Annotated in this window: 19 protein-coding genes and 1 tRNA gene; 11 read left to right on the forward strand and 9 right to left on the reverse strand. The window is 68.3% G+C overall.

Translation table 11 applies throughout. From position 1 onward, the window contains the following. Positions 1-39: 39 nt before the first annotated feature. Both ACO06I_RS17405 and rpoN read left to right on the forward strand, forming a co-directional pair. On the forward strand, positions 40-2097 hold the full coding sequence (locus ACO06I_RS17405; protein ID WP_421933883.1) for a prolyl oligopeptidase family serine peptidase: 2058 nt from the start codon (positions 40-42) through the stop codon (positions 2095-2097). Positions 2098-2200: 103 nt separating this feature from the next. Continuing rightward, positions 2201-3697, forward strand: a complete 1497-nt coding sequence (gene rpoN, locus ACO06I_RS17410; RefSeq protein WP_421933884.1) for an RNA polymerase factor sigma-54 — start codon at positions 2201-2203, stop codon at positions 3695-3697. Here the strand turns inward: rpoN and ACO06I_RS17415 are convergent. From ACO06I_RS17415 to ACO06I_RS17425, 3 genes are read right to left on the reverse strand one after another with little or no spacing between them, the layout of a single operon-like run. After that, positions 3694-4323 (reverse strand): glutathione S-transferase family protein, encoded by a 630-nt coding sequence (locus ACO06I_RS17415; RefSeq protein WP_421933885.1) that lies wholly within the window; start codon positions 4321-4323, stop codon positions 3694-3696. The genes rpoN and ACO06I_RS17415 overlap by 4 nt on opposite strands. A gap of 8 nt (positions 4324-4331) precedes the next feature. Continuing rightward, positions 4332-4778, reverse strand: coding sequence for a GNAT family N-acetyltransferase (locus ACO06I_RS17420; RefSeq protein WP_421933886.1), 447 nt, complete (start codon positions 4776-4778; stop codon positions 4332-4334). Positions 4779-4797: 19 nt separating this feature from the next. Further along, positions 4798-5844: an aspartate-semialdehyde dehydrogenase gene (locus ACO06I_RS17425; protein ID WP_421933887.1), complete on the reverse strand. Its 1047-nt coding sequence runs from the start codon at positions 5842-5844 to the stop codon at positions 4798-4800. Between the two features lie 283 nt (positions 5845-6127). Between ACO06I_RS17425 and ACO06I_RS17430 the strand changes: the two genes are divergently transcribed. The 3 genes from ACO06I_RS17430 to ptsN all read left to right on the forward strand — a co-directional run bounded on the left by ACO06I_RS17430 (position 6128) and on the right by ptsN (position 7976). After that, positions 6128-6754, forward strand: a complete 627-nt coding sequence (locus ACO06I_RS17430) for an exopolysaccharide biosynthesis protein (RefSeq protein WP_421933888.1) — start codon at positions 6128-6130, stop codon at positions 6752-6754. A 31-nt stretch (positions 6755-6785) separates the two neighbouring features. Further along, positions 6786-7439: a ribosome hibernation-promoting factor, HPF/YfiA family gene (hpf, locus tag ACO06I_RS17435; RefSeq protein ID WP_421933889.1), complete on the forward strand. Its 654-nt coding sequence runs from the start codon at positions 6786-6788 to the stop codon at positions 7437-7439. Between the two features lie 72 nt (positions 7440-7511). Further along, on the forward strand, positions 7512-7976 hold the full coding sequence (gene ptsN, locus ACO06I_RS17440; RefSeq protein WP_421933890.1) for a PTS IIA-like nitrogen regulatory protein PtsN: 465 nt from the start codon (positions 7512-7514) through the stop codon (positions 7974-7976). Between the two features lie 134 nt (positions 7977-8110). Here the strand turns inward: ptsN and ACO06I_RS17445 are convergent, their stop codons facing one another. The 6 genes from ACO06I_RS17445 to ACO06I_RS17470 form a co-directional block, all read right to left on the reverse strand. Further along, positions 8111-8377 carry a DUF1150 family protein gene (locus ACO06I_RS17445; RefSeq protein WP_421933891.1) on the reverse strand — a complete coding sequence of 89 codons (267 nt, stop codon included), beginning with the start codon at positions 8375-8377 and terminating at the stop codon, positions 8111-8113. 45 nt (positions 8378-8422) lie between these two features. Then, positions 8423-8842 carry an Hsp20 family protein gene (locus tag ACO06I_RS17450; RefSeq protein ID WP_421933892.1) on the reverse strand — a complete coding sequence of 140 codons (420 nt, stop codon included), beginning with the start codon at positions 8840-8842 and terminating at the stop codon, positions 8423-8425. Positions 8843-8977: 135 nt separating this feature from the next. Continuing rightward, positions 8978-9562, reverse strand: a complete 585-nt coding sequence (locus ACO06I_RS17455) for a pyridoxamine 5'-phosphate oxidase family protein (RefSeq protein ID WP_421933893.1) — start codon at positions 9560-9562, stop codon at positions 8978-8980. 264 nt (positions 9563-9826) lie between these two features. Next, complete coding sequence (locus ACO06I_RS17460) at positions 9827-11632, reverse strand: methyl-accepting chemotaxis protein (RefSeq protein ID WP_421933894.1); 1806 nt, start codon at positions 11630-11632, stop codon at positions 9827-9829. Positions 11633-12415: 783 nt separating this feature from the next. Further along, positions 12416-12491 (reverse strand) — tRNA-Ala (locus ACO06I_RS17465). A 129-nt stretch (positions 12492-12620) separates the two neighbouring features. After that, positions 12621-13100 (reverse strand): TIGR02300 family protein, encoded by a 480-nt coding sequence (locus ACO06I_RS17470; RefSeq protein ID WP_421933895.1) that lies wholly within the window; start codon positions 13098-13100, stop codon positions 12621-12623. Between the two features lie 117 nt (positions 13101-13217). Here ACO06I_RS17470 and aroA point away from each other — a divergent pair, with 117 nt between their 5' ends. The 6 genes from aroA to ACO06I_RS17500 all read left to right on the forward strand — a co-directional run bounded on the left by aroA (position 13218) and on the right by ACO06I_RS17500 (position 18779). Continuing rightward, positions 13218-14540, forward strand: coding sequence for a 3-phosphoshikimate 1-carboxyvinyltransferase (gene aroA / locus ACO06I_RS17475; RefSeq protein WP_421933896.1), 1323 nt, complete (start codon positions 13218-13220; stop codon positions 14538-14540). Further along, positions 14537-15187 (forward strand): (d)CMP kinase, encoded by a 651-nt coding sequence (gene cmk / locus ACO06I_RS17480; RefSeq protein ID WP_421933897.1) that lies wholly within the window; start codon positions 14537-14539, stop codon positions 15185-15187. Before aroA ends, cmk begins: the two co-directional genes overlap by 4 nt. A 173-nt stretch (positions 15188-15360) precedes the next feature. Beyond that, positions 15361-17070: a 30S ribosomal protein S1 gene (rpsA, locus tag ACO06I_RS17485; protein ID WP_421933898.1), complete on the forward strand. Its 1710-nt coding sequence runs from the start codon at positions 15361-15363 to the stop codon at positions 17068-17070. A 315-nt stretch (positions 17071-17385) separates the two neighbouring features. Continuing rightward, complete coding sequence (locus ACO06I_RS17490) at positions 17386-17670, forward strand: integration host factor subunit beta (protein ID WP_215343259.1); 285 nt, start codon at positions 17386-17388, stop codon at positions 17668-17670. A 7-nt stretch (positions 17671-17677) separates the two neighbouring features. Next, positions 17678-18103, forward strand: coding sequence for a large-conductance mechanosensitive channel protein MscL (gene mscL, locus ACO06I_RS17495; protein ID WP_421933899.1), 426 nt, complete (start codon positions 17678-17680; stop codon positions 18101-18103). A 31-nt stretch (positions 18104-18134) separates the two neighbouring features. After that, positions 18135-18779, forward strand: a complete 645-nt coding sequence (locus ACO06I_RS17500) for a phosphoribosylanthranilate isomerase (protein WP_421933900.1) — start codon at positions 18135-18137, stop codon at positions 18777-18779. Positions 18780-18784: the final 5 nt, after the last annotated feature.

The following is an 18784-nucleotide window of genomic DNA, read 5'->3' on the forward strand; positions in this document are numbered from 1 at the left end:
CGCAAGGTTTGCGTCTCGTCCTGTGATGTGGGGATTTTCATGCGTTCTGTCCTGCTGGCCACGGCCCTCTGCGCCCTCCTGACCGCGCCCGCCGTGGGCCAGGTGTTGGAGGGGCCGCAGCGGCTGTTCACCGGCCGTGACCTGTTTGGCCTGGAGGTGGCCTCCAACCCCGAGATCCGCCCGGATGGCGGGACCATCGCCTATGTGCGGGCGACCAACGACATCATGACCGACCGGGCCCGACGCTCGATCTGGCTGGTGGACCCGCAGAGCGGCGCCCAGGGCCCCCTGGTGGCCGACGACGCCTCGAACTTCTCGCCCCGATGGTCGCCGGACGGCCAGCGCCTGGCCTATGTGGCGGCGGGCCCCGGCGGGGCGCAGCTCTATGTGCGATGGATGGCCACCGGCCGGTCGGCCCGGCTCGCCAGCCTGAACCAGTCGCCTGGCGACATCACCTGGTCGCCGGACGGCAAGAGCCTGGCCTTCACCATGCTGACCCCCGACGAGGGGCATCGGCTGGGGTCCCCCATGGCCAAGCCGGAGGGCGCGACCTGGGCCGATCCGCTGACGGTGGAGAACCGGGTCACCTGGCGCGCCGACGGGGCCGGCGAACTGAAGCCCGGCTTCTCCCAGGTGTTCGTGGTCTCGGCCGAGGGCGGGGCGCCGCGCCAGCTCACCTTCGGACGCTTCGACGCCGTCGGGCCCCTGGCCTTCACTCCTGACGGCAAGGCCCTGCTCTTCGCCTCCAACCGTAACGCCAACTGGGAGCGCGATCCCCAGGAGAGCGAGATCTTCCAGTTGACCCTGGCCGACGGGACGCTCACCCCGCTCACCAAGCGGGTGGGACCCGACCTCAATCCGGTGGTGTCGCCCAACGGCCGCCAGATCGCCTATCTCGGCTTCGACGACGCCCGCCAGCGCGGCTACGAGAACGTGGTGCTCTATGTGATGGATCGCGACGGCCGGAACAGCCGGGCGCTGAGCGCCAGCCTGGACCGCTCCGTGGGCTCGCCCCGCTGGGCCGCTGACGGCCGCGGCCTCTATGTCAGCTATGACGACAGGGGAGAGACCAAGGTCGCCCGGGTCGGCCTCGACGGTAAGGTCGAGACCGTGGCCACCGGCCTGACCGGTTCGGGGCTGGACCGGCCCTATACCGGTGGCGACTTCTCGGTGGCCGACAACGGGATGGTGGCCTTCACGCAAGGCACGCCCCTGCGACCCTCCGACGTCGCCGTGGCCCGCAAGGGCGCCCCGGCCAAGCGGCTGACGGCCCTGAACACCGACCTGCTGGCGGGCAAGACCCTGGGCAAGGTGGAGGCCCTGCCGGTCACCTCGTCCTATGACGGCAAGTCCATCGGCGCCTGGATCGTCACTCCGCCCAACTTCGACCCGGCCAAGAGGTATCCCCTGATCCTGGAGATCCACGGCGGGCCGTTCTCGGCCTATGGCCCGGTGTTCTCCACCGACGACCAGCTCTACGCGGCCGCGGGCTATGTGGTGGTCTATTCCAACCCGCGGGGCTCCACCTCCTATGGCGAGGCCTTCGCCAACGAGATCGACCGCAACTATCCCAGCCACGACTATGACGATCTGATGAGCGTGGTGGACGCCGCCATCGCCAAGGGCTTCGTCGACGACAAGCAGCTGTTCGTCACCGGCGGCTCCGGCGGCGGGGCCCTGACGGCCTGGATCGTCGGCAAGACCGGCCGGTTCGCCGCGGCCGCCACCCAGAAGCCGGTGATCAACTGGACCAGCGAGGTGCTCACCACCGACGGCTACAACAGCATGGCCAAGTACTGGTTCGGCAAGATGCCGTGGGAGGATCCCCAGGGCTACTGGGCCCGTTCGCCGCTCTCCCTGGTGGGCAATGTCACCACGCCGACCCTGGTGGTGGTGGGCGAGAAGGACCTGCGCACCCCCGACAGCGAGGCCGAGCAGTACTATCAGGCCCTGCAGCTGCGCGGCGTGCCCACGGCCCTGGTCAAGGTGCCGGGCGCCTCGCATGGCGGGATCGCGTCACGGCCGTCCCAGGCGGCGTCCAAGGCCGCCACCATCCTGGCCTGGTTCGAGCGATATCGGCCCTCAGCCCCGAAATAGGGGGCGAAAGATCATGGTTAACCAAAAGGTCGCAGCCCGGTTAACCAATCACTCGTGAATGCACGCCTAGCCTGTCCAGCAAGAAACAGGCCAGGAGGCGATTTTGGCGCTCGGCGCGCGTTTAGAGATGCGGCAAGGCCAGGGGTTGGTGATCACCCCCCAGCTGCAGCAGGCCATCAAGCTCCTGCAGCTCTCCAACATGGAGTTGGACGCCTATGTGGAAGGCGAACTGGAGCGGAACCCGCTGCTCCAGCGCGACGAACGCGACTCCGAACCCGATGTCGAGGCCGGCCCCCGCGACGCCGAGGACTTCGCCTCCGACCAGATTCCGGAGGGCGCGGCCGAGGCCCATATGGACGTCAGCCATGAGGCCGAGGCCTCCCCGGGCGAACGCAACACCGGGGACGCCGCCGACGGCGCCGGCGAGGCCGGGGGCGCCATCGACTGGTCCCGCGCCGGCAAGGGCGGCTCCTTCGAGGACACCGACGACTTCGAACAGCGCCTGACCCGCGAGAAGACCCTGGCCGAGCACCTCCACGACCAGCTGGCGGTCTCGGGCTTCTCCGGCATCGAGTACGCCGCCGCCAGCGTGCTGGTCGATAGCGTCGACGAGGGCGGCTACCTGCGGGTCGACATGGCCGAGACCGCCGAGCGGCTGGGCTGCGACCCGACCTTCCTGGAGGACGTGCTGCGCATGCTGCAGCGCTTCGAACCCATCGGAGTCTTCGCCCGCGACGTGCGCGAGTGCCTGATGCTGCAGCTCAAGGAGCGCGACCGCTGCGACCCGGCCATGATGGCCCTGTTGGACAACCTGGACCTCCTGGCCCGCCGCGACCTTGGCGCCCTGCGCAAGGCCTGCGGCGTGGACGACGAGGACCTCAAGGACATGATCGCCGAGCTGAAGTCCCTGACGCCCCGTCCGGGCGCGGCCTTCGGCGGCGAGCCCAGCCAGCCGGTGGCCCCCGACGTCTTCGTCCGCGAGGGCCTGGGCGGCCTGTGGCACGTGGAGCTGAACTCCGACACCCTGCCCCGCCTGCTGGTGGACCAGCGCTACCACGCCCGGGTCTCGGCCGGGGCGCGGACCGACCAGGAGAAGGTCTTCGTGGCCGACTGCATGGCCAGCGCCAACTGGCTGGTGAAGAGCCTCGACCAGCGGGCCAAGACCATCCTGAAGGTCGCCTCCGAGATCGTGCGCCAGCAGGACGGCTTCCTGGCCTATGGGGTCGAGCACCTGCGGCCGCTGAACCTGAAGACCGTGGCCGACGCCATCGGCATGCACGAGTCCACGGTCAGCCGGGTCACCTCCAACAAGTACATCGCCACCCCGCGCGGCATGTTCGAGCTGAAGTTCTTCTTCACCTCCGGCATCGCCAATTCCGGCGGCGGCGAGGCCCACTCCTCGGAGAGCGTGCGCCACCGGATCAAGCAGCTGATCGAGACCGAGCGGAGCGAGGCCGAGGTCCATTCCGACGACCGGATCGTGGAGATCCTCAAGGAGACCGGGGTCGACATCGCCCGGCGCACCGTGGCCAAGTACCGGGAGGCCATGCGCATCCCGTCCTCGGTGGAACGCCGCCGGGTGCTGAAGGCCGCCTGCTAGACGAAGGGCGCCGCAAGGCCTTCCACCGCAAGGGTTTCCTGCACCGCCGGCCGCGCCAGGACGCGGGCGGCGTGGGCCGCCAGGACCGGTTTCTCCCGGGCCGGATGGGGCAGGGTGCGGCCCCAGCGGACCATCATCAGCAGGTAGAGGTCGGCGGCCGAGAAGCCTGAGGGCAGCAGCCAGTCGCGGCCCTCGAGCTGGCCGGCGATGACCCCGAAATTGGCCATCATCCGCTTGCCGGCCGCGGCCTTGGCGGACGCCTCGTGGGCCGGATCGTCAATGTACTCATGGGGATAGAACCAGGCCCGGAACTCGGCCTGGGTGGTGTTGGCCAGGTGGACCATCCACTTGTAGTAGTCGCCCCGGTCCGGAGCCCCCACGGCCGGAGCCAGGCCCGGATGGCGGTCGGCCAGGTGGAGGGCGATGGCGGCGGTCTCGTAGAGGGCCCGGCCGTCCGCCACCAGGACCGGGATGCGGCCATTGGGGTTGAGCTTCAGGTAGGCCGGGCCGGCCTGCTCCCCGCCCTCCCGGTCCACCAGCCGCAGCTGGAAGGGGACCCCCAGCTCGCGGAGCATCATGTGGGGCAGCAGGCTGGCCGTGCCCGGTGAGTAGTGCAGTTCGTACATAGGCGCCCTCAGGGGATCAGTTCGTAGAGGTTGAAGTGCGACTTGGCGCCGACCCGGTCGTACAGGGTGCGGGCCCGGTAGTTGTTGTCGGCGGTGAGCCAGCGGACCGTGGCCCAGCCTCGGGTTCGGGCCACGTCGGCCACATGGGCGATCAGCCGCTCGCCGACCCTGTGGCCCCGGGTCTCGGGGTCGACGAAGAGGTCGTCGAGGAAGCCGACCTCCGCGCCGTAGAGCGGACGGGGCATGCGGCGGAAGTGGGCCAGGCCCACCGGCCGCCCATGCAGCACCGCCAGCACGCCCTCCACCTCATGGGCCGGGTCGTTCAGCCAGGCCCAGACGGTGTCGAAGATCTCCGCCGTCATGGGGCGCTTGTAGAAGTCGCCGTAGCCTTGGAACAGAGCCTGCCAGGCGCCCCGGTGTTGGGGCGCCTGGGGGATGGGGACGATCTGCAACATGTCGGTCTCCACGGAGGGATCAGACGGCATATTGCTCGGCGATCTGGACGGCGTTCAAGGCGGCGCCCTTCAGGAGCTGATCCCCGGCCAGGAAAAGGGTGAGCGTGCGGCCCGAGGGATCGCTGGCGTCGACACGTAGCCGACCGACCAGCACGTCGTCCTGGCCCGAGGCCTCGACGGGCATGGGGAAGTGGTTGTTTTCATTATCGTTCACGATGCGGACCCCCGGCGCCTGGGCCAGGAGGGATTCCGCCACGCTGACCGACATGTGCTCGGCGAACTCCACGCTGAGCGCCATGGAGTGGGCCCTCAGCACCGGCACGCGCACACAGGTGAAGGATACCCGCATATCCGGGGCGGCCATGATCTTGCGGATCTCGGCCATGACCTTGGTCTCCTCGCCATTGTACCCGGTGAGGGGATCGATGGCGGTGTTGTGGCTGAAGACGTTGAAGGCGTAGGGGTGCGGCAGGACCTTGGGGGCGAAGGCCTCCCCGGCCAGGTAGGCGGCGGTGGAAAGCTCCAGCTCCTCCATGGCCGCCGCGCCGGCGCCCGAGGCCGACTGGTAGGTCGAGCCGATCACCCGGACGATGGGGTTGCGGGCGTGCAGGGGCGCCAGCGCCATCACCGCGATGGCGGCCACGCAGTTGGGATTGGCCACGATGGCCGGGCGGGCGTCCAGCAGGCCGCCATTGACCTCCGGCACCACCAGGGGGGTGTCGGCGTCCATCCGGAAGGCCGAGGAATTGTCCACCACCAGGGCGCCCCTGGCCGCGGCGATGGGGGCGAACTCGCGGCTTATGGAGGCGCCGGCCGAGAACAGGGCGATGTCGACGCCCTCGAAGGCCTCGGGAGTCAGGGCCTCCACCGTCACCGGCTGGCCCTTGAACATCAGGGTCCTGCCCGCCGAGCGCGGCGAGGCCAGCAGCCTGAGGCTGGCCACCGGGAAGTTGCGGCGCTCCAGGCAGCCGATCAGCTCGGCGCCCACGGCGCCGGTGGCCCCGACGACGGCGACATTGAACAGGCGCTGGCGGGCGGGATTTTCAAGTTCGACTTGGACGGACATGGGTCGTTCTCCGGTTTGAGGGCCGGAGGGCGGGGCTGTCTCAAGGCTTCTGGACCTTCAGCACCCGACCTTCCGGCGGGGTGCTGGGGGTGGCTACGCGGCGTGCGCGCGCGAACCCCCAGGCCCCGAGAGCCTGGTGGTTTTAATGGCGCGTTTAATGACGGCGATCCGCATGGCGCGCCTCCTAGCCGAAAGCGCGCGCCCCTGTAAAGCCACGGCCGCCGTTTTCGCTCCCGAAGCGTTGTGCTGGCGACAGGGCCTGCGCCCGACGATATGAGACCGCATGCCTGACCGAGCGTCCCCCGAGCACCTGAGCCTCTCGGCCCATATCCGCGCGCTCGGCCGGCAATCGGCCGAGACCGTGACCCTGGGCGAGATCATCGACACCTTCGGGCGCCGGGCCTTCGGCGCCCTGATGTTCGTCCTGGCCCTGCCCAACCTGCTGCCCCTGCCGCCGGGCTCCACCACCATCCTGGGGGCGCCCCTGTTGCTGATCTCGCCGCAGATGGTGATAGGCTTCCAGACCCTGTGGCTGCCGGCCTTCATCGACGACCGGAAGATGAGCCGGACCGACCTGGCGCGGGGCTTCGAAAAGCTGCTGCCCTGGCTGGAGCGGATCGAGCGGGTCTCGCGGCCGCGGCTGATCTTCATGTTCGGCCCGGTGGGGGACCGGCTGATCGGCCTGGTCTGCACATTGCTGTCCTTCGTGCTGATCCTGCCCATCCCCCTGGGCAACGTCCTGCCGGCCCTGACCATCGCCGTCCTGGGCTTTTCCATGGTGCAGAGGGACGGCCTGCTGGCCCTGGCCGGCTATGCCCTGGCGGCCGTTTCAGGGGGCCTGCTGTTCCTCAGCGCCGGGGTCGTGATGGGCGCCGTACACCATCTCGTGGGGTGGTTCGGAGGCGCTTGACACCATCGGCGGTCAGGCGCGTTGTGAGCTCATGCAAGTCTCGGTTTCCGGCAAGCATGTCGCCGTTGGGGAGGCCCTGCGTGAGCGGGTCACCGACGAAATCACCGGTTCTATCGGCAAGTACTTCGAACGCGGCGGCGCCGCGGACGTGGTCGTCAGCCGAGAGGGCCATTCCTTCAGAGTCGACTGCGCAGTCAAGCTGGCCACAGGCCAGGCGCTGCAGAGTCACGGTCTGGGCTCCGACGCCCACGGCGCCTTCGACCAGGCGCTGTCCAAGATCGAGACGCGGGTCCGACGTTACAAGCGAAGGCTGAAAAGTCATTCCACCGCGGCCAGCGCCAAGGCCGCCGAAACCGCCGCCTATTTCGTGATCCGCGCCCCCGAGGGCGAGGAGGACGAGGCCTGGGACGTCGGCGACGACGGCGAAACGTCGCACGGTCCCCATGCCCTGCCCGCCGCGATGGTCATCGCCGAAACGGAAAAGGACCTTCGGACCATGACCGTTTCCATGGCGGTCATGGAGCTGGACTTGACGGAATCCCAAACAATCGTCTTTAGGAACGCCGCTCACGGTGGATTGTCCGTGGTGTATCGCCGACCCGACGGGAATATCGGCTGGATCGACCCCGAACGCACCAAATCGCTGAACGGGAACGGACTGAACGGAACCCACGTCCCGGCGTGACGTTCCGGCCCGGCCCGTGGCGATCTGGTCTTTCCACGGGTCGGTTTCTGATTGTTTTGGGCGTCACGAACGATGTTGATCGGTGAGATTCTGGAACGCGCGGCCATAGCGCCGCGTGTCAGCGCCCCCAACAAGCGCCAGGTCCTGGCGGTGGTGTCGGAGGTGGCCGCGCGCCAGTTCGGCCTCGACGCCGGGGTGGTGCTGGACGCGCTGGCCGAGCGCGAGCAGGCCGGCTCCACCGGGGTCGGCTCCGGCGTGGCGGTGCCGCACGCCCGGCTCGAGGGCCTGCAGCGGATGCGCGGGGTGTTCGTGCGCCTGGACCATCCGGTGGACTTCGACTCCATCGACGACCAACCGGTGGACCTGATCTTCGCCCTCTTCGCCCCGCCCAACGCTTCGACCGAACACCTGCGGACGCTCGCCCGGGTGTCGCGCCTGCTGCGGCAGGCCGACCTGCGCGAACAGCTGCGCCAGGCCCGCACCCCCGACGCGATCCACGCGCTGCTGGTGCAGGAAGCGCGGTCGAGCGCGGCTTAGTCTCCGTTCATCCCCGCGAAGCGGGGACCCAGGCGTTTTAAAGGAAATCGCGGCCAAGCGCCGCTCCGCCCCAGGCTTTTCTTGAACAGAAAAAGCCTGGGTCCCCGCTTTCGCGGGGATGAGCGGGTTTGTGTCTAGTGCACCGAGACCGGGGCCAGTTCGTGGGCCAGGGCGGCGGCGACGGCGGAGTCCTTGTCGGTCATCACCGCCAGGCGTTCGCCGTCGGCGCGGTGGACCGCGTAGAGGGTCTGTTCGGGATCGAGCTTGAAGCCCTCGATCTGGGCCGCCGGGGTGGAGGCGAGGATCTCGGAGGCCTTGATGGGCCGGACATAGACGAGATCGGGGGCGCCGAGGGCGGCGAAGGCTTCCGTCGTGAGATCTATCATCGTGTTAGGCGTCATCAGACCACCTCCTTGTAAGGGCAACGCGTACTGCGACCGCTGGGTTCAGCCGGCCGTCTGGATCGGGATCCGCTTGATGAGCTTGTCGGGCTCGGGGCGGGCGAGGTCGATGTGCAGCAGGCCGTGTTCGAGCAGGGCCTTCTCCACCTCCATGCCATCGGCCAGGACGAAGCTTCGGATGAAGCCCCGGGCGGCGATGCCGCGGTGCAGATAGGCGTCCTCGGCCTTGCCGGCGTCCTCGCGTTTGCCGGCCACCACCAGCTGGCGGTCCTCCATGGTCACCTGCAGGGTGTCGGGGGTGAACCCCGCCACCGCTAGGGTGATCCGCAGGCCGCCGTCGCCGCGGTCTTCCACATTGTACGGCGGGTAGCTCTCGGCGGCGGCCTTGGCGGCACGCTCGATGAGGCTGCGCGTGTGCTCGAAACCGAGCAGGAAAGGTGAGTCGAAGACGATCGACCGGGTCATTTCAGAGTCCTCGCTGTAAGCGACTCTCCGGAAGACCGCCCGAGACCTGGCGCGGTCCCCCGGATGACTCAGAAGATGGTGAGCGGGCCGGTGGGTTTCAATGGTGGAGGTGGAGAGGGCTAGCGAGCCGTCGCCTCACACCCGTCGGGGCGGGACCACGTCGGAGAACATCGGGTGGGCCTTCCACTCGGGTTCGACGGCGGCCTTGTCGGCTTCGGGCGCGTACACCGACGGCGTGGTGACCCTCAGGGTCGGGATGTAGCGCGGGCAGTTGGGGAAGATGTCGCGGGGCGTCACCCGGACAAGGAGCTGGGCGCCGGGGGTTTGCGCCAGCAGCGGGTCGTCGTGCAGCACCTCTGCGGTCCCGTTGATCCGCAGGCGCTGGGGCCGCTCGCCCACCGACAGGAACAGCAGGCCGACATTCGGATTGGCGGTCAGATTGCCGAGGCTGCGGAACATGCCGTTGCCGTCGTAGTCGGGGAACACCAGGGCGTCCGGCGCGATGACACGGGCGAAGCCGGCGGGGCCGCCCTTGAAGGAGCAGTCGGGCCGCCCCTCGCTGTCGGCGGTGGCCAGGAAGAAGAAGCTCTGCTGCGCGATGAAGGCCGCGTCGCGGTCGGTGAAGAGCTCGTGGCGCAGGGTCTCATCCAGCCGGTCGGCCAGGGCGCGGCTGCCGAAGGCGTCCTGCAGATCGCGCTGGCCCTGGTGGTACATGGACATGGCTGGCTCCCCGCGAAGGCTGGAGGATAGCACTAGAGGGGCGGGGTCTAGGAAGCGGCAGTCACCCGCCCGACCGAGCGGGTTTGGGGTGGTCAGTCTGTGCGCCGCTTCCGCCCCCAAATGGAGACGGCCGCCTCCGGTGGGAAGCGGCCGCCATGGTGGAGCTTAGCGGTGTCGAACCGCTGACCTCCTGCATGCCATGCAAGCGCTCTACCCGCTGAGCTAAAGCCCGAGGTCTCCCCTCTCCGGGGGGCGCCGCTCAGCTCAGAACTCTTCCCACTCGCCGGCCGGCGCCTCGGCCACGGCGGCCGAGCCGAACGCCCCCTTCAGCCGGCCGCGCTGCTGAGCGACGGGATTGCGGGCGGCCACATGCCGTCCGGGATCGGCCAGTTCCAGGCGGGCCGCGCCATGCACGGCGCCTCCGGACTGGAAGCGGCTGACAAGTCGCACCAGCTCCCGCGCCTCGCCGCGCAGGCTGGAGGCGGCCGCGGTGGCCTGCTCCACCATGGCGGCGTTCTGTTGGGTCACCTGGTCCATCTGGTTGACCGCGGTGTTGACCTGGGCGAGGCCGGTGGCCTGTTCCTGGGAGGACAGGGCGATCTCGGAGATCAGGCCGTCGATCTCGGCGACCTTCTCGGCGATCCCCAGCAGGGTCTGGCCGGTTTCGCCGACGAGCTTCACGCCCCGTTCGACCTGGGCGCCGGAGGTGGCGATCAGGGACTTGATCTCCTTGGCCGCGTCGGCCGAGCGCTGGGCGAGCGCCCGGACCTCGGAGGCGACCACCGCGAAGCCGCGGCCTGCCTCGCCGGCGCGGGCGGCCTCGACCCCGGCGTTCAGGGCCAGCAGGTTGGTCTGGAAGGCGATCTCGTCGATCACCCCGATGATCTGGCTGATCTGCTTGGACGACCCTTCGATCTCACCCATGGCCGAGACCGCCTCGCGCACCACCTCGCCGGACCGCTGGGCCTCGGTGCGCGCGCTCGAGGCGGCGCTGGAGGCTTGTTTGGCGCCGGCCGCGCTGCGCCTGACGGTGGCGGTGATCTCATCGAGGGCCGCGGCGGTTTCCTCCAGGCTGGCGGCCTGCTGCTCGGTGCGCCGCGACAGGTCGTCCGAGGCGCTGGCGATTTCATCGGCTCCCCCGCCGACGCTGGCGGTGGAGGCCGAGACCGCGGTCATGGTCTCCTGCAGGGTGGTCATCGCCGCGTTGAAGTCGGTGCGCACCTTTTCGAAGGCGGGATCGATGGCGCGCGCAATCCGATAGGTGAGGTCGTTGTCGGCCAGCTTGGCCAGAGCGCCGGCGATCTCGTCCACGGCCTGGACCCGGCCGGTGATGTCGGTGGCGAACTTGACCACCTTGAGCACCTTGCCGTCGGCGTCGAGGATGGGATTGTAGGAGGCCTGGATCCAGACCTCGCGGCCCCCCTTGCCGATGCGCTTGAACTCGGCGGCCACGAACTCCCCGGCGTTCAGTCGCCGCCAGAAGTCGTGATATTCGGCGCTCTGGGCGAACTTCGGCTCGACGAACATCCGGTGGTGGCGGCCCTTGATCTCGGCTAGGTCGTAGCCGAGGGCCTTGAGGAAGTTCTCGTTGGCGTCGAGGATGTCGCCGTCGACGGTGAACTCGATCATGGCCTGGGCGCGGCTAATGGCAGCGATCTTGCCCTCGAAGTCTGTGTTCCGGAGCTTCTGGGCGGTGATGTCGGTGGCGACCTTCACAACCTTCAGGACCTGGCCCCGGGCATTCGTCACCGGGTTGTAGGAGGCCTGGATCCAGACCTCCCGGCCGCCCTTGCCAATGCGGCGATATTCCCGGGAATCGTATTCACCCCGGCCCAGCTTGGCCCAGAAGGCGGCGTAGTCCGGGCTGCGCACCACCTCCGGATCGACGAACAGGCTGTGGTGGCGGCCCTGGATCTCCGAAAGGCTGTAGCCGAGGGCGGCGCAGAAGTTCTCGTTCGCCGTCAGGATCACGCCCTTGGGGTCGAACTCGATGATGGCGAGGGATCGCCCCAAGGCCTCGAGGGTCGCCCCGGCGTTCCCGCCCGATCCCGTATGGATGCCGAACACCATGTCTCTCCCGAGGTTCGCGCGGCCGATACTTGCGTTCGGCAACTGTTATCCGAGCGGAATCGCCGACTCAAAGCAGAGGCGATGAATGCTCGCCGCGAACTTCGCCTGCACCTGTAAATTAACTCCTAATTTCTAGATAACAGCAGGGTTCAACGGTGACGGGTATACTCAAATTGAGCATACCGTTCAACGAATGTTGAAGTTCGACATAATTCGTAATGACATCGTCTGTATAGATAGCTCTGACGAAGCAGGAAGACCATGACGCGCGCCGTTCCATTGAACCTCGGAAGGGCCGCGCCGGACCGCGGCCCGGTCGTCCGGCAGGCCGCTCCAGATCGGATGGCCAGGGCGCGGCTCCCGAAGGCGTCCTGCAGGGCCCGATGGCCCCGGTGGCAAATCGACATGGCTCCCCGTTAAGGCCCGAGGATTGCACTAGAGGGGCGGGGTCCTTGGAAGTCGGCGATCGCCCCGCAGCTCATCGCGGCGAAGGCGGGGATCCAGGTTCATCCCATCGCTGTTGGGGATGACCCACCGTTCGTGTTGTTCGTGAGGTTCGTGGTTCTGCTCTTCAGGCAGCGCCGCCGCAGGGGCCCAATAGATTGTCCACGAACCTCACGAACGGGATGCTGATCGAAAGCCGAGACTAAATCCGGGTCCCGGCCTTGACTGCTTCGCGCCGCCCTTCGGGTCGCCGGGATGAGCGGAGTGGGGGACGGCCGCTCTGTGCGCCGGTCCCAACCCCAAATGGAAACGGCCGCTTCCGGTGGGAAGCGGCCGTTATGGTGGAGCTTAGCGGAGTCGAACCGCTGACCTCTTGCATGCCATGCAAGCGCTCTACCAGCTGAGCTAAAGCCCCGAGGTCTCGGGTTTCTCCGGGGGCGGACTGGAAGGCCCTCCCCGAAGAGGCGCGGAACCTAGTCTGACAGTTCGCCGCGATCAAGCCCGCCCGCAAAGGAAATTTGCAGGCGGGTTGTCGCAGACAAAATCAGCGGTCTTCGACGTCGCCCTCGCCGGGCAGACCCTCGATTTCGGTGTCGTCGAAGTCGTCTTCGTCGTCCTCTTCGAGGAAGGGCACGTCGTCGGTGTCCTCCTCAAGGTCTTCCTCGTCCTCGGAGAAGCCGGCGAGCTCGTCCTCGGGCGTGGCGCCCGGTTCGGCGTCGTCGTCATCGTCGTCGCCGGGGATGATCGGGGCGTCGACGACTTCGTCGAGTTCCGGGGTGACGACTTCTTCTTCTTCCTCGTCGTCATCGGCCTCCGACTTGCCGCGGACTTGAGCTTCGCCGTCCTCCTCGACCTCATGGTCGGTGGGGGCGACGCGCGATCGGCTGCGGCGGCTGCGGACCGCCTCGTCCGGATCGAACTCGGTTCCGCATTTCGGGCAGTGGGCGGGACGACGGGTGAGGTCGTAGAACTTCGCTTGGCAGTTCGGACAGATCTGCTTTGCGCCCAGTTCGGGATTGGCCAAGGGCTAAGCCTCTAAGGGGTTCGAATGAAGCCGGGTCCCTTGCCACGGCCCTGCGCCGCTGTCAAAAGCAAACCCCCTCGTGACAACAGCAGAGCCTTAAGGAGGCTTGGCGATACCATGACGTCGGCAGGACTGACCGCGCAACGCGGCGGCCCGCTGCGGGGCCGCGTGCGCGCCCCGGGCGACAAGTCGATCTCCCACCGGGCCCTGATCTTCGGGGCCCTGGCGGAGGGGACGACGCAGATCGAGGGGCTTCTCGAAGGCGACGATGTGAAGCGCACCGCCGCGGCCATGGCGGCCTTCGGCGCGCAGGTGACGCGCCTGGGCGACGGCGCCTGGCGCGTCGAGGGCCGGGGCGGGTTTGCCGAGCCCGACGACGTGATCGACTGCGGCAACGCCGGCACCGGGGTGCGGCTGATCATGGGGGCGGCGGCGGGGTTCCCGATCAGCGCCACCTTCACCGGCGACGCCTCCCTGCGCGGGCGGCCGATGAACCGGGTGATGAAGCCCTTGCGGGAGATGGGGGCGGTCTTCGCCTGCCGGACCGGCGGGCGGCTGCCGCTCACCCTGCAGGGGGGGAGCCTGAGGCGCATCGACTACCGCCTGCCCGAGCCCTCGGCCCAGGTGAAGTCGGCGGTGCTGCTGGCGGGCCTGAACGCGGCCGGCGGGGCGGGCGTCATCGAGCCGGAGCCGACGCGGGATCACACCGAGCGGATGCTGCGGGCCTTCGGGGCGGTCGTCGAGGTCGAGGACCGGGACGGCGAGCGCCACATCAACCTGGCCGCCGGCCAGAGGCTGACGGGGACGCGGATCGTTGTCCCGGGCGACCCCTCCTCGGCGGCCTTCCCCCTGGTGGCGGCCCTGATCACCCCGGGCTCGGAGGTGACGGTGGAAGGCGTGCTGCTCAATGATCTGCGCACGGGCCTCTTCACCACCCTGCGGGAGATGGGGGCCGACCTCACGATCTCGAACCCGCGCGACGAGGGCGGGGAACAGGTGGGCGACGTCACCGCGCGCTACTCGGCGATGCGCGGGGTGGACGTGCCGCCCGAGCGGGCGCCCTCGATGATCGACGAATATCCCATCCTGGCGGTGGCCGCGGCCTTCGCCGAGGGCCCGACCCACATGCGCGGCATCGGCGAGATGCGGGTCAAGGAGAGCGACCGTATCGCCCTGATGGCGGCGGGGCTCGCCGCCTGCGGCATCGGGGTGCAGGAGGAGGCCGAGGGGCTGATCGTGGTGGGGGCGGCGCGGGCCAACCACCCGGCCGCCGGCGGGGCGAAGGTGGTCACCAAGGGCGACCACCGGATCGCCATGTCCCACCTGGTCATGGGCCTGGCCGCCGAGGCGCCGGTGAGCGTCGACGAGCCCGGCATGATCGCCACCAGCTTCCCGGGCTTCGTCGAGATGATGCGCGGGCTCGGGGGGGACCTTAAGTGAAGCCGCCCTTCATCATCACCGTCGACGGGCCGGCGGCCTCCGGCAAGGGGACCATCGCCCACCGGCTCGGCGCGCTCTACGACGTGCCGGTGCTGGATTCCGGCCTGCTCTACCGGGCGGTGGGGGTGCTGACCCGCAGGGCGGGCAAGGACCTCGACAGCGAGCAGGACGCCGGGGCCGTGGCCATGACCCTGACGGCGGCCATGCTGGATGATCCGGAGTTCCGCACCCGCAGCGCCGGGGAGTGCGCCAGCCGGGTGGCGGTGCATTCGGCGGTGCGCCTGGCCCTGCGGGACCTGCAGCTGGCCTTCGCCCGCACCCCGGGCGGGGCGGTGCTGGACGGCCGCGACATGGGGACGGTGATCTGCCCGCAGGCGCCGGCCAAGCTCTATGTCACCGCCAGCCCCGAGGTGCGCGCCCAGCGGCGGTGGAAGCAGCTCCGGGCCCAGGGGGAGGAGGTCAGCCTGCCGGAAATCCTGGAGGACATCCGCAAGCGCGACGAACGCGACGGGGGCCGCGCCGACAGCCCCATGGTGGCCGCCGACGACGCCGTCTTGCTGGATACCAGTGAAATGACTATAGAGCAGGCCACCGATGCGGCCCGCCGCACGGTCGAGGCGGCGCGAGCCCGGTGGGAAACTTCCTGACGGGCAATCCAAACGTTCCTTTCCCTCGATGGCTGCGGGCGAATTTCACCGCGCTGGGGTCCGCCCCGACGCCTTCGGTTTGCAACCCTTAACCCGACGCCGGGACTCCGACCGCTCATGCGGATCGGGCCAACTCCGTTTCCGGACGGCGTCACTGAAGACGAAAGAATATTATGGCTGACGATATGAGCCTGAACCCCTCCCGCGACGACTTCTCGGCCCTGCTGGACGAATCCATGGGCGGCCGCGACTTCATGGAAGGCGTGGTGGTCAAGGGCATCGTGGTCGGGATCGAGAAGGATTTCGCGATCATCGACGTGGGTCTGAAGACCGAGGGACGCGTGTCCCTGAAGGAATTCGGCCAGGAAGGCGACGACCAGACGCCGATCGTGGTGGGCTCCACCGTCGAGGTCTTCCTCGAACGCGTCGAGAACGCCATGGGCGAAGCGGTGATCAGCCGCGACAAGGCCCGCCGCGAGGAGGCCTGGACCCGTCTGGAAGGCGTCTACGAGAAGAACGAACCGGTGATGGGCTCCATCGTCGGCCGCGTGAAGGGCGGCTTCACCGTCGACCTCGGCGGCGCCTCGGCCTTCCTCCCGGGTTCGCAAGTCGACATCCGCCCCGTGCGCGACGTCGGCCCGCTGATGGGCAAGGAACAGCCCTTCGCCATTCTGAAAATGGACCGTCCGCGCGGCAACATCGTCGTCTCGCGTCGCGCCATCCTGGAAGAAGCCCGCGCCGAACAGCGCACCGAGCTGGTCTCCCAGCTGCAGGAAGGTGAAATCCGCGAAGGCGTGGTCAAGAACATCACCGACTACGGCGCGTTCGTGGACCTGGGCGGCATCGACGGCCTGCTGCACGTCACCGACATGAGCTGGAAGCGCGTCAACCACCCGAGCCAGGTCCTGGCCGTGGGCGACACCGTCAAGGTCCAGATCGTCAAGATCAACCCCGACACCCAGCGCATCAGCCTCGGCATGAAGCAACTGCAGTCCGACCCCTGGGACGGCGTGGAAGCCAAGTACCCCGTCGGCGCGAAGTTCACCGGCCGGATCACCAACATCACCGACTACGGCGCCTTCGTGGAGCTGGAAGCCGGGGTCGAGGGCCTGGTCCACGTGTCGGAAATGTCCTGGACCAAGAAGAACGTCCACCCGGGCAAGATCGTCTCCACCAGCCAAGAGGTTGAGGTCGTGGTCCTGGACGTCGATCCGTCCAAGCGTCGCGTCTCGCTCGGCCTGAAGCAGGCCATGGACAATCCTTGGGACGCGTTCGTCGCGGCGCACCCGGTCGGTTCGACCGTGGAAGGCGAGGTCAAGAACGCCACCGAGTTCGGCCTGTTCATCGGCCTGGAGAACGACATCGACGGCATGGTCCACCTTTCGGACCTCGACTGGACGGCGTCGGGCGAAGAAGCCATCGCCAAGTATCACAAGGGCGAAATGGTCAAGGCCCGGGTGCTGGACGTCGACGTCGAGAAGGAACGCATCTCGCTCGGCATCAAGCAGCTGGCCGGCGATCCGATGGTGGGCGACGGCTTCCGCAAGGGTCAGACCGTCACCGTCACCGTGACCGAAGTCACCACCGGCGGCATCGAAGTCCGCTTCGGTGAGGACGAGGCCCCGATGACCGCCTTCGTGCGCAAGTCGGACCTGTCCCGCGACCGCGCCGACCAGCGTCCGGAACGCTTCGCCGTCGGCGATCGTGTCGACGCCCAGATCACCAATGTCGACAAGGCCGCCCGTCGGGTGGGTCTGTCGATCAAGGCTCTGGAAATGGCCGAGGAAAAGGAAGCCATCGAGCAGTTCGGCTCGTCGGACTCCGGCGCCTCGCTGGGCGACATCCTGGGCGCCGCCCTGCGCGAGAAGGCCAAGAACGACTAAGCCTCGTCGTCTTGCCTGAATAGGTTGAGAGCGGCGGATCGGGAAACCGGTCCGCCGTTTTCTTTTTCGCCAATCGCACTATCCTGAGTTGACCGGGCGCAGGGCCCGTTCTGTGTCAGGTGACGTCAGCGTGTCGGTCGGGGATGTTCGAAAGAGGGAAGAGTCGATGGCTCAGCCCTTCCAGCGCCCCGATTTGGGGACGATGAGCCCAAGCTTTCGGCGCAGATCATGGTCGATAGGGCGTAAACCCTTTTCCTGCCTTGAACATCCTCAGGGACTCGACCATGTTCCGCAGCCGAAAGACCGGAAGAAGGCATGATCAAGTCTGAGCTGATCGCCAAACTCGCTGAGGAAAACCCGCACCTCACCCAGCGCGATATCGAGCGCGTGGTGGGGGTGATTCTCGAGCGGATGATCCAGGCCCTGGAGAACGGTGGCCGGGTGGAGCTGCGTGGCTTCGGCGCGCTGTCCGTCCGCTCGCGCGACGCCCGGGCCGGGCGCAACCCGCGCACCGGCGAGGCCGTCGAGGTCCGCGCCAAGCACGTGCCCTTCTTCAAGAGCGGCAAGGAACTGCGTGAGCGACTCAACGCCGACGAATAGGCGCCCGATGAGCATCTTCTCCGAATTCCGGGAATTCATCGCCCGCGGCAACGTCATCGACCTGGCCGTGGGCGTGATCGTCGGGGCGGCCTTCAACGACATCGTCAAGAGCCTGGTGGACCAGGTGGTGATGCCCCCCATCGGCCTGCTGCTGAGCGGGGTGGACTTCTCGCACCTGGAGCTGGTGCTCAAGCCCGACAACCCGATCACCAAGGCCAACGAGCTGGTGGCCATCCAGTACGGCGCCTTCCTCAACACCATGATCAAGTTCACGATCGTGGCCTGGGTGGTGTTCCTGATCGTCAAGGGCGTGAACGCCGTGCGCCGCAAGGACGCCGAGAAGCCCGCGGCCCCGCCGGCCCCCACCGCCCAGGAAGCCCTGCTGATCGAGATCCGCGACCTGTTGAAGAGCCAGGGCGCGGCCAAGCCTTGAATTTCCAGGGCCGGCGCCCCTTATCGGGCCCATGACGATCGCCACCAAGATCTGCGGCCTGTCCACGCCCGAGGCGGTGACCGCCGCCGTCGACGGCGGGGCGAGCCACATCGGTTTCATCTTCTTTCCCAAGAGCCCCCGAAACATCGCCCCCGACGCCGCCGCGCGCCTGACGTCCCCGGCGCGCGCCAAGAACGTCAAGGTCGTCGCCGTCACCGTCGATCCCGACGACGAGCTGCTGGAGCGGCTGTCGAGCATCCTGAAACCCGACCTCATCCAGCTGCACGGGGCCGAGACCCCGGCCCGGGCCCGCGACGTGGCCCGGCGCACCGGCGCGGGCGTCATCAAGGTGATCCCCGTCACCACCGCCCACGACCTCTCGGCCGCCAAGGCCTATGAGGCGGCCGTCGACCACCTGATGTTCGAGGCCAGGGCGCCGGCCGACTCCGAGCTGCCCGGCGGCAACGGCGCGCGCTTTGACTGGGGCCTGATGATGGGCCACCGGTTCCAGCGGCCCTGGCTGCTGGCCGGCGGCCTGGATCCCTGGAACGTCGTCGAGGCCGTGCGGCTGTCGGGCGCGCCCATGGTGGACGTTTCCTCTGGCGTGGAGCGCGGTCCCGGCCTAAAGGACCCGGCCTTGATCACGGCGTTCCTCGACGCCACCCGCCGCGCCTGAGCATC

Origin of the sequence: Phenylobacterium sp. (assembly GCF_965229015.1) — a bacterium.
In the GTDB taxonomy this organism is placed as follows: domain Bacteria; phylum Pseudomonadota; class Alphaproteobacteria; order Caulobacterales; family Caulobacteraceae; genus Phenylobacterium.